General features: G+C 69.4%; 7 protein-coding genes. 3 read left to right on the forward strand and 4 right to left on the reverse strand.

Going from position 1 to position 13,587, the window contains the following annotated elements:
• Positions 1 to 159 precede the first annotated feature (159 nt).
• From ACZ5Z2_RS14045 to sucC, 3 genes are all read right to left on the reverse strand, one after another.
• On the reverse strand, positions 160 to 1,782 hold the full coding sequence (locus ACZ5Z2_RS14045; RefSeq protein WP_464759220.1) for an NAD+ synthase: 1,623 nt from the start codon (positions 1,780 to 1,782) through the stop codon (positions 160 to 162).
• Between the two features lie 234 nt (positions 1,783 to 2,016).
• Positions 2,017 to 2,892 (reverse strand): succinate--CoA ligase subunit alpha, encoded by an 876-nt coding sequence (gene sucD, locus ACZ5Z2_RS14050; RefSeq protein WP_464759221.1) that lies wholly within the window; start codon positions 2,890 to 2,892, stop codon positions 2,017 to 2,019.
• A gap of 14 nt (positions 2,893 to 2,906) precedes the next feature.
• Complete coding sequence (gene sucC, locus ACZ5Z2_RS14055; protein WP_464759222.1) at positions 2,907 to 4,067, reverse strand: ADP-forming succinate--CoA ligase subunit beta; 1,161 nt, start codon at positions 4,065 to 4,067, stop codon at positions 2,907 to 2,909.
• A gap of 247 nt (positions 4,068 to 4,314) precedes the next feature.
• Here sucC and ACZ5Z2_RS14060 point away from each other — a divergent pair, with 247 nt between their 5' ends.
• Entirely contained in the window at positions 4,315 to 5,958 is a 1,644-nt protein-coding gene (locus tag ACZ5Z2_RS14060) for a sensor histidine kinase (protein WP_464759223.1), read from the forward strand.
• Between the two features lie 566 nt (positions 5,959 to 6,524).
• On the opposite strand, the gene ACZ5Z2_RS14065 is transcribed toward ACZ5Z2_RS14060, so the two are convergent.
• The gene (locus ACZ5Z2_RS14065) at positions 6,525 to 7,484 is read right to left on the reverse strand and encodes a LacI family DNA-binding transcriptional regulator (protein WP_464761714.1); all 960 of its coding nucleotides are present in this window, start codon (positions 7,482 to 7,484) and stop codon (positions 6,525 to 6,527) included.
• 248 nt (positions 7,485 to 7,732) lie between these two features.
• On the opposite strand from ACZ5Z2_RS14065, the gene pgmB reads away from it, so the two are divergent.
• Together pgmB and ACZ5Z2_RS14075 are read left to right on the forward strand one after the other, a co-directional pair.
• A complete protein-coding gene (pgmB, locus tag ACZ5Z2_RS14070) occupies positions 7,733 to 10,780 on the forward strand; it encodes a beta-phosphoglucomutase (protein WP_464759224.1) in 3,048 nt (1,015 codons plus the stop codon).
• A 26-nt stretch (positions 10,781 to 10,806) separates the two neighbouring features.
• Positions 10,807 to 13,362, forward strand: coding sequence for a TonB-dependent receptor (locus ACZ5Z2_RS14075; protein ID WP_464759225.1), 2,556 nt, complete (start codon positions 10,807 to 10,809; stop codon positions 13,360 to 13,362).
• Positions 13,363 to 13,587 lie beyond the last annotated feature (225 nt).

The raw sequence follows: 13,587 nt of genomic DNA on the forward strand, positions 1-13,587 counted from the left end.
CAAGAGCACACAGGAAACCGGCGAGCGATCGCCGGTTTTTTTGTCGACTTGGGCAAGCCCCGCCCCTCACCCCAATCCTCTCCCCGGCGGTGAGAGGGAGCGAACGTGCCGGGCGGATCCGCCACTGCGACGGCACCCGCGGCCTTCCGCACCGACGATTTACCGCCAGCCGGATGTAATGGGATAGCGCCGCTCGCGGCCGAACGCGCGGGTGGTGACGCGCGGCCCCGGCGCCGACTGGCGGCGCTTGAATTCGTTGACCAGCACCAGCCGCACCACGCGGTGCACCACCTCGGCGGCGAAGCCGGCGGCGACGATCTCGGCCTGCGACTGCTCGCCCTCGATGAAGCGCTCCAGGATCGCGTCCAGCACCTCGTAGGGCGGCAACGAGTCCTGGTCGGTCTGGTTGTCGCGCAACTCAGCCGAAGGCGGGCGGTCGATCACCGCCACCGGGATCGCCTCCTCGCCGCCGGCCTGCGCATTGCGCCAGCGCGCGAGGCGGTACACCGCGGTCTTGTAGACGTCCTTCAGCGGCGCGTAGGCGCCGCACATGTCGCCGTACAGCGTGCAGTAGCCCACCGCCATCTCGCTCTTGTTGCCGGTGGCCAGCAGCAGTTTGCCGTGCTTGTTGGACAGCGCCATCAGGGTCACGCCGCGCGTGCGCGACTGCAGGTTTTCCTCGGTGGTGTCGGCGCCCTTGCCGGCGAAGGCGGGCGCGAGCGCGGCGAGGAAGGCATCGGTCATCGGCTCGATGTCGATCACGTGATAGTCCACGCCCAGCCGCTCGGCCTGCGCGCGTGCGCCGTCCAGCGACAGTTGCGAGGTGTAGCGCGTGGGCATCATCACCGCGGTGACGCGGTCGGCGCCCAGTGCGTCCACCGCCAGCGCCAGGGTCAGTGCCGAGTCGATGCCGCCGGACAGACCCAGCAGCACGCCGGGGAAGCCGTTCTTGTCGATGTAGTCGCGGATGCCGCGCACCAGCGCGGCGTACAGCGTGGCCTCGGCCGAGGCATCGGCGGCCACCGGCCAGTCCGTGGCCTGCAGCGTGCGCGCCGCCGGGTCGAATTCGGCCCACAGCAGCGCGTCGACGAAGGCCGGCGCGCGCGCCGCCACGGAGCCGTCGCCGTTCACCAGCAGCGAGCCGCCGTCGTACACCACCTCGTCCTGCCCGCCGACCAGGTTGAGGTAGGCGATGGCGCAGCCGGTTTCCTGCGCGCGTGCCACCAGCACCGCCTCGCGCTCGGCCGCCTTGGCGGCGTCCCACGGCGAGGCGTTGACCACCACGATCAGTTCGGCGCCGGCGCGCGCCGCCGCGGCGGCCGGCTCGGCCTGCCACACGTCCTCGCAGATCAAGAGGCCCACGCGCACGCCGCCGATCACCGCGATGGTGCTGGCGCTGCCCGGACGGAAATAGCGCTGGTCGTCGAACACGCCGTAGTTGGGCAGCGCCTGCTTGTGCGCGATCTGCGCCACGCGGCCCTCGCGCAACAGCGCGGCGGCGTTGTACACCTCGCCCTCGCTGTGCGGGAAGCCCACCAGCGCGGCCAGACCGTTGGTGTCGGCCGCCAGCGATTCCAGCTCCTGCTGGCAGACGGCGAGGAAGCTGGGGCGCAGCAGCAGATCCTCCGGCGGATAGCCGCTCAGGGTCAGCTCGGGGCAGACCAGCAAGTCGGCGCCGCCGGCGCGTGCCTCGCCCATCAGCCCGCGCACCTTGGCGGCATTGGCGGCGACGGCGCCGACCGGAAAATCGTGCTGGGCCAGCGCCAGACGCAGCTTTGCCATGAATCCTTTGCTCCAGAAACGGCGCCCCACGGACGCCGAAGTCGATCACGGAACTCCGTTCGCGCTGAGCGTAGCTTGCGCCAGCAAGCGGAGTCGAAGCGCTGGCGATACCGGCCCTTCGACTCCGGCGCTGCGCGCCTACGCTCTGGGCGAACGGTAACCGGATACCTTTCAAAAACGACGAAGGCCGCGACGAATCGCGGCCTTCGCATTCTACCGTTGCCGGGGCAACGCTTACTTCTTCATCAGCTGGGCGAGTGTCTTGCCGAGGTCGGCGGGCGACTTCACCGTGGTGACACCGGCCTTCTCCAGCGCGGCGAACTTCGCCGCCGCCGTGCCCTTGCCGCCGGAGATGATCGCACCGGCGTGGCCCATGCGCTTGCCGGCCGGGGCCGATGCGCCGGCGATGAACGAGACCACCGGCTTCTTGACGTACTCGCCGATGAACTCGGCGGCGTCTTCCTCGGCGCTGCCGCCGATCTCGCCGACCATGATGATGCCCTCGGTCTGCGGGTCGTCCTGGAACAGCTTCAGGCAGTCGATGAAGCTGAGGCCGTTGATCGGGTCGCCGCCGATGCCGATGCAGGTGGACTGGCCCAGGCCCTCGTTGGTGGTCTGGAACACGGCTTCATAGGTCAGCGTGCCCGAGCGCGACACGATGCCGACCTTGCCCGGCTGGTGGATGTGGCCCGGCATGATGCCGATCTTGCATTCGCCCGGGGTGATCACGCCGGGGCAGTTCGGCCCGATCAGCACGGTTTCCGGATGCTGCGCCAGCACGTTCTTCACGCGCAGCATGTCCAGCACCGGGATGCCCTCGGTGATCGCCACGATCACGCGGATGCCCGCGTCGACGGCTTCCAGGATGGAGTCGGCCGCGAACGGCGGCGGCACGAAGATCACCGACGCGTCGGCGCCGGTCTGGTCGACGGCCTCGGACACCGAGTTGAACACCGGCAGGCCGATGTGCTCGCTGCCGCCCTTGCCCGGGGTGACGCCGCCGACGACCTTGGTGCCGTAGTCGATCGCCTGCTGCGCGTGGAAGGTGCCCTGCTGGCCGGTGAAGCCCTGCACCAGCACCTTGGTGTCTTTGTTGATGAGAACGGACATGACTTAGTTGCTCCTCACTTCGCGGCGGCCACGGCTTTCTGCGCCGCGTCGTTGAGATCGTCGGCAGGCGTGATCGCCAGGCCGGAGTTGGCCAGCAGCGCGCGGCCCTGTTCCACGTTGGTGCCCTGCAGGCGCACCACCACCGGGATCTTCAGGCCCACTTCCTTCACCGCGGCGATGATGCCCTCGGCGATCATGTCGCAGCGGACGATGCCGCCGAAGATGTTGACCAGGATGGCCTTGACCTTGTCGGACGAGGTGATCAGCTTGAACGCCTCGGTGACGCGCTCCTTGGTGGCGCCGCCGCCCACGTCGAGGAAGTTGGCCGGCTCGCCGCCCGCCAGCTTGATCACGTCCATGGTGGCCATGGCCAGGCCCGCGCCGTTGACCATGCAGCCGATGGTGCCGTCCATCGTCACGTAGTTGAGGTTGTTCTGCACCGCGGCCGCCTCGGCGGCGTCTTCCTGGGTGAGGTCGCGCATCGCGGCCAGGTCGGCGTGGCGGAACTCGGCGTTGTCGTCGGAGTTCACCTTGCCGTCCAGCGCGGCGAGGTTGCCGTCGGCGAGGATGGCGAGCGGGTTCAGCTCGACCAGCGAGAGGTCTTTCTCGTTGAACAGCTTGTACAGGCCCAGCATGATCTTGGTCAGCTGGCCGACCTGCTTGGCGTTGAGATCCATCGCGAAGCCGAGCTGGCGGCACTGGTAGGGCTGCAGGCCTTCCACGAAGTCCACCACGATGGTGTGGATGTCCTCGGGGGTGTCCTTGGCCACCTGCTCGATGTCCACGCCGCCGTGCTTGGAGGCGATGAAGGAGACCGACTTGGAGTCGCGGTCCACCAGGATCGACAGGTACAGCTCCTTGGCGATGTCGGTGGCGTCGGTGACCAGCACCAGGTTCACCGGCAGCGCGCGGCCGGCGGACTGGTAGGTCTCCATCTTGGTGCCCAGCATGCCCTTGGCGGCGGCGCGCACGTCGTCCAGGCTGCGGCAGAACTTGACGCCGCCGGCCTTGCCGCGGCCACCGGCGTGGATCTGCGCCTTGACCATCCATTGGGTACCGCCCAGCGCCTTGGCGGCGTCGACGGCGGCGTCTGGGGAATTGGCGACCTTGCCCGGCGGTACGTTGATGCCGTACTGCGCGAACAGTTCTTTGGCCTGGTATTCGTGGAAATTCATTCGATAGCCTCGAGCGAACGGGGAAACACGGCCTCGCGCGGAAGGGACGCGGCGCGGGCTTGCGGGGGTCGGACGGCGCGGACGCTGCCGGCATGTCGATGTCGCCGCCTGCCCAGAAGGCCAGGAACCGCGCGACACGGCCGCCCATTTTCGCGGAAGCGGCCCCCGATGGAAAGGGGCGGGGCGCGAGCCGCGCCTCCCGCGCATCCGTATACTCCCGCCCAACCGCCCCGGAGTGCCAAGCGCCGTGTCCAGCACCGCCCTGCCGCAGCTCAACGCCCCGCGCCCCATTCCGGCGGCGATCCGCCACGAAATGCTGTTCTTCAACGTGTTCCGGCTGGTGCAGGCGCTGGTCTACATCGGCCTGGCGTTTGCGCCGGCGCAGCTCGGCGGCGTGTTGCCGGCTTCGCTGCAACCCGCCCTGGTGGTCACCCTGCCCTACCTGCTGTTCGCGGTGGCGGCGCTGGCGCTGACCGGGCGCTGCGTGCCCTACGCCAAGGCGGCCGTGTCGATCTGGCTGGTGGTGGACATCGCCGCCGCGGTGCTGGCGATCGGCGCCATCGACTACGCCCGCATCGGCATCGCGATGATGCTGGCGGTGAACCTGGGCGTGGGCGCGCTGATCCTGGAACTGCGTTTCTCCAGCTTCTTCGCCGCGCTGGCCACGCTGGGCCTGCTCGGCCACGCCGTGCTCGCCCAGTCCAGCGGCGCCTACGGCGACCGCAGCCTGTTGGAAGCGGCGCTGTTCGGTCTCGCCTACTTCGCGATCACCACGCTGTGCAACGTGCTGGGCCGCCAGCTGCGCGCCAGCGAGGCGCTGGCCGAGCAGCGCAGCACCGACCTGGCCAACCTCTCGCAGGTCAACGAGCTGATCATCCGCCGCATGAAGACCGGCGTGCTGCTGGTCGACGACGCCAACCGCATCCACCAGATCAACGAGTCGGCCTGGATGCTGCTGGGCAACCCCAGCGCCGAGCAGCGCGACCTGGGCCGGCTGGCACCGGAGCTGTCGCGCCGCCTGTACCACTGGATGACCTCGGGCAAGCTGGACGAAACCGCCACCCAGCTCGCCGACGGCGTGCCCGAGGTGGTGCCGCGCTTCTCCCGCCTCGCGCCGAACGACGACTCGCTGGTGCTGATCTTCCTCGACGACACTTCGTTGCTGTCGCGCCGCGCCGAGGAGCTCACGCTCAGCTCGCTGGGCCGGCTGTCCGCCTCCATCGCCCACGAGATCCGCAACCCGCTGGCGGCGATCCGCTATTCGGCGCAGCTGCTGGCCGAGTCGGAGAAGATGGACGCCTCCGACCAACGCATGGTGGAGATCATCAACAACCACTGCGTGCGGCTCAACGAGATCATCGAAAACATCCTGCAGCTGTCGCGCCGCGAACGCTCGCGACCGGAGACGCTGGATCTGGGTCGCTGGGCGCAAAGCTTCGTGGACGAATACAAGCAGGGCAACGACATCGGCAACGACACCCTGCGCGTGGTCGTGGGCGGCCCGGTCGCCGTGGGCGCGCTAGCCGACCCGCAGCAGCTGCAGCAGGTGGTGTGGAACCTGGTGCAGAACGCGCTGCGCTACGGCCGCCTGCCGGGCGAGCCGGCGCGGGTGATCGTGATCGTGCGCAACGGCGAGCACGGCGAACCCATCCTCGAAGTCACCGACCGCGGCCCCGGCATCGCGCCCAAGGTGGCCGCGCAGATCTTCGAGCCGTTCTACACCACCCACGAATACGGCACCGGCCTGGGCCTGTACCTGGCGCGGCAGATGGCCGAGGCGAACCAGGCCTCGCTGGAATACGTGCGCGTGGCCGGCGGCGGCAGCTGCTTCCGGCTGGTGCTCACGCCGGCGCAGATGGGCCGCATGGCGGGCGAGGCGGCCGCGGGCTGAGAGCGCCCGCTTCACGATCTCCGCATGGCTTGTGCGGGCAGCCGTCGGTGCACAGGACAGGATGCGGCAGGCAGCGCAAAGTCGCGACGCCATGGCTTCGTGCGCAAGAACGATGGTCAAGGCCTCAGCGAAGCATCGAAAGTTCGGCTCGTCATTCCGGCGCAGGCCCACTGCTGTCCGGAATAATCCGGGGACGGTGTCGAAGGATGAAGGCCCGCGCCGCTTGCACGAAGCATTGCGAGAAGGCGACTTCATTTCCGATAACGACCACCTATCCAGACTGTCATCCCGGCGAAGGCCGGGATCCAGTAGCGACCATGTTCGCTCAGGCCGCACGACCACTGGATGACTCGCTTCGCTCGCCCCTTCGGGGCCGCCCTGCGGGCGTTCTGCGCGCTTCGCGCTTGTCCGGCCTGCGCCGGAATGACGAGCATGGGAGTCCTCGCGACGCGACGTAGCTGCATCGCCTGTCGTGTCAGCGGGAGTGGCCCCAGAACTCCGGCGCAGCGCCATCCAAAGACGAGTCCGCCAATGAAAAGTCGTGAGCAGGCCCCAAGGCCCCCGACTCAAGTCGCGCGCACGATCAGGCTGGTCGGCAGCATCTGCGAGGCCACCGGCTGGCCGTCGATCAGCGCCAGCACCTTGCGCGCCAGCAGCATGCCGCCCTCCTGCCAGTTCTGCCGCACGGTGGACAGCGGCGGCAGGAAACCGGCACCGTGCGGGGTGTCGTCGTAGCCCACCACCGAGACGTCGTTCGGCACCGACAGGCCCAGCTCCACCAGCGCGCGGATCGCGCCCATCGCCAGCAGGTCGCTGCAGGCGAAGATCGCGTCGAAGCGCACCTTGCGCCGCATCAGCGAGCGCACCGCGTCCACGCCCGACTCCAGCGTCCAGTCCACCCGCCGCAGCAGCAGCGGCTTGATGCCGTGCCCGGCCAGCTCGTCGACGAAGCCGTGCAGGCGCTGCGCCATCTCCGGATGGTCGGAGTTGCCGATGAACACCGGGTGGCGCCGCCCGATCGACAGGAAACGCTCGGCCACGCCGGCCCCGCCCTGGCGGTTGTCGCTGCCCACCACGACGTGGTTGTCCTGCGCCGACTCGGCGCCCCACACCACCATCGGCAGGCCGAGCCGGTCGTACAGCTTCACCGCGTCCTGGTGCACGCCCTGGCCCAGCAGGATCAGGCCGTCGGCGGCGCGCACCGCGGCGTTCGCCGAATCGTGGCGGGTGGTCAGCAGCACGCTGTAGCCGGCCGAGGTCAGCTCCTGCGAGATGCCGCCCAGCAGCGACAGCGGGTACGGATCCCACATGGTGCGCCCGGACGAGGGCTTCATCTCCACGATCACCGCCACCGTGTGGCTGCGCCGCAGCCGCAGGTTGCGCGCGCTGAGGTTGAGCTTGTAGCCGTGCTTGCGCGCCAGCGCCTGGATGCGTTCGCGGGTTTCCGCCGTCACCAGCGGGCTGTCGCCCAGCGCCCGCGACACGGTGATCTTGGAGACGCCGGCCAGCTTCGCCAGATCCGCCATGGTCGGGGCGGATGTCGCGGCGGCGGGCGGCTTTTTCCGGGCGGAACTCACGGCGGCAATCCTTTGTTGGGGCGCACGCCCGCCAGTGTCGCCCGCACCGCGTGCAATCCGCAAATTACGGTGGACGCCGCACGCAATCCGCCTCCTCCGGCCGAATGTTACCGATATCTTGATATCGGTAACATTCGCTCGTATGCTGCCGGCGCCCGGACGTCACGGGCGCACACCACCGAGAGGGGATCGCCCACGTGCAAGCCGCCACGACTGCCCAGCCGCATGCGGACGAAGCAGGCACGCCCTGGCTGATCCGCCGCCGCGGCACCCGCCGCGCGGCCTTCGCCCAGGACGAGAGCCTGTTCGCCCTGGCCAACGGCTCGCTGGGCGTGCGCGGCGGACTGGAGGAGGACGACAGCCCCAGCCAGGGCTGCTTCCTGGCCGGCGTGTGGGAGCGCTCGCCGATCGCCTACCACGAACGCTTCACCGGCTTCGCCCGCCACACCGACACGCGCGTGCCGGTGGCCGACGCCAGCCGCATCCGGCTGCGCCTGGGCGACGCGGCGGTGCGGCTGGACGATGGCGAGTGGCTGGCGCTGGAGCGCCGGCTCGACCTGCGCGACGGCTGCTACCGCCGCACGCTGCGCTGGCGCGCGCCGGGCGGCGGCACGCTGGAAATCGTCGCCGAGCGGCTGGTGCCGCTGGATCGCCCCGGCGTGCTGGCGATCCGCTACCGCGTGCGCTCGATCGACTACCGCGGCCCCGTCGCGCTGGAATCGGCCATCGACACCGCGCGCGCGGCCGTGGCCCAGGGCGACGACCCGCGCATCGGCGCGCACCTCGTCGGCGGGCTGCGACTGCACGGCGCCCATGCCGACGCCGACCTCGCCTGGGTAGCCCAGCACACCACCCGCAGCGGCATCCGGCTGGCCTGCGCGCAGGCGCACCACCCCATCGACGGCGCGCTGGCCTTCCAGGGCGCCGCGCGCACGGCGCACGGCGTGGCGCAGACCTTCGCCGGCCAGCTCGCGCCCGGCGGCGAAGTGGCGCTGGACAAGTTCGCGGCCTGGGCCTGGTCGCAGCCCGGCGCCGGCGCCGACATCGATCCCACCCTGCTGTCCAGCGCGAAGGACGCGCTGGCGTCGGCCGGCCACGCAGGCTTCCCCTCCCTGCGTGCCGGCCAGGCAGGCCAGCTCGAAACGCTCTGGCGCGCCACCGACCTCACCGTCGACGGCGCGCCGGAAGTGGAACAGGCGCTGCGCTTCAATCTGTTCCAGCTGTTCCAGTCCGGCAGCCGCGACGACCACGGCAGCATCGCCGCCAAGGGGCTCACCGGCGAGGGCTACGAGGGCCACTGCTTCTGGGATGCCGAGGCCTTCATGTTGCCGGCCCTGGCGATGTCGGCGCCGGAGCTGGCGCGGCACATGCTGGCCTGGCGCCACGCCACGCTGGATCGCGCCCGCGCCCATGCCCGCGAGCTGAACCACGAGCGTGGCGCGCTGTATCCGTGGCGCACCATCGCCGGCGACGAATGCTCGGCCTACTTCCCCGGCGGCTCGGCGCAATACCACATCAACGCCGCGGTGGCCTGGGCGATCCGGCTGTACGTGGACGCCTCGGGCGACGAGGCCTTCCTGCGCGACATGGGCGCGGAGATGCTGTGCGAGACCGCGCGCATCTGGCTGCAGGTCGGCCACTACAACCCGCGCCGCGGCGGCGCCTTCTGCATCCACGAAGTGACCGGGCCGGACGAATACTCCGCCCTGGTCGACAACAACCACTACACCAACCGCATGGCGCAGCGGCACCTGCGCGACGCCGCCGCCACCGTGGAGTGGCTGGCCGCCATGCACCCCGCCGCGCACGCCGCGCTGGCGCAGCGCATCGGGCTGGGCGCGGACGAAGCCGCGCAATGGCGCCGCGCCGCCGACGCCATGTACCTGCCGGCGGACGCCGCGCTGGGCATCTTCCCGCAGGACGACGGCTTCCTCGACAAGCCGCGCCTCACGCCGGAGCAGATGCGCGATCCCGCGCTGCGCCCGCTGCTGCTGCACTGGCACCCGCTGACCATCTACCGCCACCAGGTGTGCAAGCAGGCCGACACCCTGCTCGCGCTGATGCTGGCCGGCGACGGCGTGGACACGGCGGCGAAGCGGCGCAACTTCGACTACTACGAAGGCGTCACCCTGCACGACTCCACGCTGTCCGCCTCCACCTTTGCGGTGCTCGCCGCCGAGACGGGCCGCGAGGCGCAGGCGTACCGCTACTTCCTCGACACGCTGCGCGTGGATCTGGACGACTCGCACGGCAACGCCGCGCACGGCCTGCACATGGCGGCGATGGCCGGCAGCTGGCTGGCGCTGACCTGGGGCTACGGCGGCCTGCGCGTGCAGGACGGACGGCCCGCACTGGCGCCGCAGCTGCCGCGCGCCTGGCGCGGCTACCGCTTCGGCCTGCGCTGGCGCGACGCGCAGTTGCGCGTGGAAGTGGACGCCGCCGGCGTGCGCTACACCCTGCTCGAAGGCGAGGCGCTGCACTTCCTGCACCGCGGCGAGCCGCTGCGCCTGCGCAGGGGCGAATCGCTGCACCGGCCGCATCCGGCCGCCGCGCCGACGGAACCCAAGGCGGTGATCTTCGACCTCGACGGCGTGCTGGCCGACACCGCGGTGCTGCATCGCGCCGCATGGGAGCAACTGGCCGGCGAGATCGACGCGCCGTTCGACGAGGCGATCGCCGAGCGCATGAAAGGCGTGGATCGCATGGGCTCGCTGGAGATCCTGCTGGAACGCGCGCCGCGCCGCTACGGCGATGCGGAGAAGGCCGAGCTCGCCGCGCGCAAGAACGCCCGCTACGTCGAATTCGTCGAACGGCTGGATCCGCGCCACCTGCTGCCCGGCGCGCGCGCCGCGGTGGAGTCGGTGCGCGCCGCCGGGCTGAAGACCGCGCTGGCCTCGGCCAGCCGCAACGCGCCCCGGCTCATCGAGCGGCTGGGCATCGCCGGCCTGTTCGACTACGTGGTCGACGCCAGCCGCGTCGCGCGCTCCAAGCCCGACCCGGAGATTTTCCTTGCCGCCGCCGCCGGCCTAGGCCTGGCGCCGGCGGACTGCCTCGGCGTGGAGGACGCCGCGGCGGGCATCGCCAGCATCCATGCCGCGGGGATGGCGGCGATAGGCATCGGCCGGGCGGATGCCCTGGCCGACGCCGACGTGTTGTTGCCGGACATCGCCGCGTTCGACATCGACCGGATCAAAACGACAAGCGGCCCATCGGCCCGGCTTCGCGCCGACGCCGCATCACCTTGAAATCCAAACTGATGGGGAGTCAGAACATGAGTGCACGCATACTTACAAGCTTGACCCTGTCCGCGGCGATCGCCGCGGCCCTGGCCTCCGGCGCCGCGCTGGCGCAGGACAACGCCCAGGCCGCCAACGGCGCGCCGGCCACCGCCGCGCAGAAAGCCAAGAGCGAGACGAAGAACGGCAAGTCCGTGCAGTCGCTGGAGCAGGTCGTCGTCACCGGCTCGGCCAGCAACGCCGGCGTGCGCAAGATCGACGCCAGCTACTCGATCACCACCGCCACCGATGCGCAGATCCAGCAGGCCAACCCGCGCAGCTCCGCCGACCTGCTCAAGCTCTCGCCCGGCGTGTGGCCCGAGTCCAGCGGCGGCGAAACCGGGGCCAACATCGAGATCGCCGGCTTCCCGGGCGGCGGCGACGCGCCGTTCTACACCAACCAGATCATGGGCACGCCGCTGTACGGCATGCCTTCGCTGTCGTTCTTCGAGCAGAGCTCGATGTTCCGCCTGGACGACACCGTCGACCACGTGGAACTGCTGCAGGGCGGCCCGTCGGTGGTGTTCGGCGACGGCCAGATCGGCCTCACCTCCAACTACATCCTCAAGCAGGGCACCGACACGCCGTCCGGCGACATCGGCCTCACCTACGGCACCGGCAACCTGCGCCGCATCGACGGCTTCTACGGCTTCCCGATCGGCAAGAACGGCTGGTACGGCAGCATCGGCGGCTTCTATCGCGACTCCGACGGCGTGCGCGACCCGCAATACGCCGGCGACAAGGGCGGCCAGCTCACCGCCACGCTGACCAAGGACTGGGACAACGGCTCGCTGGTGTTCTGGGCGCGCGGCCTCGACGACAAGAACCAGTTCATCACGCCGGTGCCGCTGATCCAGGATCGCCCCGGCATCTTCTCCGACTACCCCGGCTTCGATCCGCTGACCAGCACCTACTACAGCAAGGCGATGCAGCACGCCTACCTGGAAAGCTACCCCGGCGGCGGCACCCGCGTGAACCTCGCCGACGGCCGCGGCGCGCAGCTCGGCTTCTTCGGCGTCAACTTCGACTGGGACTTCGGCAACGGCTGGACGGTGAGCGACAAGTTCCTGGTGGACGCCGGCAACATGGACACCAACGCGCTGTTCTCCGGCGCCAACCCGCAGACGCTGGCCAGCTGGGAGAACACCGGCGGCACCTATCCGGACGGCAAGGTCCCCGCCGGCGCCGTGTACAGCGCCAACTACGCCAACGGCGGCGCGGTCACCAACCCCGACCTCGACGTGATCAGCCAGGGCCTGTGGCACATCCACAAGAACCTGCAGAACGTGGTCAACGACTTCCGCATCAGCAGAGACCTGTTCGACGGCAACACGCTGACCGCCGGCCTGTACCTGGCGCACTACACCGACAACGACCGCTGGTCGCTCGGCAACCCGATGCTGATGACCAACACGCCGAACGCCACGCCGATCGCGGTGAGCTACGTGCAGGGCGGCCAGACCTACTACGTCACCAACGGGCAGGGCCTGATCTACAACGGCGGCTACAACATCACCGAGAACGGCGAATCCACCAACAAGGCGTTCTACCTGTCCGATACGTGGAAGCTCGACCGCTGGATCTTCGACGCCTCGGCGCGCGTGGAGAACGAGGACGCCAAGAACACCGTGTGCAACCTCTCCAACGTGGACATCGACGGCAACCCCAACACGCTGTACGACAACGCCGTGGCGATGTGCAACGGCACCTACTCGGTCACCAACTACGACAAGACCCACACCTCGTGGACGGTGGGCGCCACCTACAAGCTGCAGGACGACATGTCCCTCTATGTCCGCGCCAACAAGGGCGCGCACTTCAACGGCTTCGACGACCTGCGCGGCAACGCCACCGGCAACACGCCGCCGCTGCTGAAGATCCAGAACTTCGAGGTGGGCTACAAGTACGCGGCCGACTGGCTCAGCACCGATCTCTCGTTCTACCACCGCCAGTTCAACGGCCTGAGCTACCAGCCGTCGATCCTGGGCGTGCCGCTGGGCGGCTACTCCACCTACGGCTCGGACACCAAGGGCATCAACTTCCAGGTGCGTGCCACCACGCCCGACCAGCTGTTCTCGATCACCGCCTCCGGCGACTGGATGGACGGCCACTACTCGCACTTCCAGGGCGACGCGGTGTTCTACGGCCTGCCGACGAGCGACAACCCCACCGGCGAGTTCGTCAGCACCTACGAGGGCAAGCAGCTGCAGCGCCAGCCGAAGTTCCAGGTGCGCGTCACGCCGTCCCTGCACTTCACCATGCCGCACGGCGACCTGCTGCTGTGGACCACGATGGAGTACGTGGGCCCGCACACGCAGGATCAGCTCGCCCTGCAGCAGCTGGGCAGCTACACCGATTTCAACATCGGCGCGCAGTACACCTACGACAAGCGCTGGGTGTTCACCCTGCTGGGCTCCAACGTCACCGACACGCTGGGCCTGACCGAGTCGAACTCGCGCATCGCGGGCAACGCCACCGATGCGACCGGCGTGCTGCTGGCCCGCACGCTGGAAGGCCACCAGTACAGCTTCCAGGTGAAGTACCAGTTCTGACGAAGGCCTGATCCCGCTCGTCATCCCGGCGAAAGCCCACTGCTGTCCGGAATAATTTTGAACATTCGTGGCCGCGCTTTTGCTCGTCATTCCGGCGTAGGCCGGAATCCAGTTGCCGTGCGGCTTGAACGAGCATGGTCGCTACTGGATCCCGGCCTTCGCCGGGATGACGATCTGGATCGATGGTCGTTATCGGAAATGAAGTCGCCTTCTCGCAATGCTTCG

The sequence above is a fragment of the Rhodanobacter sp. G1 genome, assembly GCF_055397855.1.

Bases quoted from the DNA above. Each gene is read 5' to 3' on its own strand.
- ACZ5Z2_RS14045 (WP_464759220.1), bottom strand. From the start codon at position 1,782: ATGGCAAAGCTGCGTCTGGCGCTGGCCCAGCACGATTTTCCGGTCGGC.
- sucD (WP_464759221.1), bottom strand. From the start codon at position 2,892: ATGTCCGTTCTCATCAACAAAGACACCAAGGTGCTGGTGCAGGGCTTC.
- sucC (WP_464759222.1), bottom strand. From the start codon at position 4,067: ATGAATTTCCACGAATACCAGGCCAAAGAACTGTTCGCGCAGTACGGC.
- ACZ5Z2_RS14065 (WP_464761714.1), bottom strand. From the start codon at position 7,484: ATGGCGGATCTGGCGAAGCTGGCCGGCGTCTCCAAGATCACCGTGTCG.
- ACZ5Z2_RS14075 (WP_464759225.1), top strand. From the start codon at position 10,807: ATGAGTGCACGCATACTTACAAGCTTGACCCTGTCCGCGGCGATCGCC.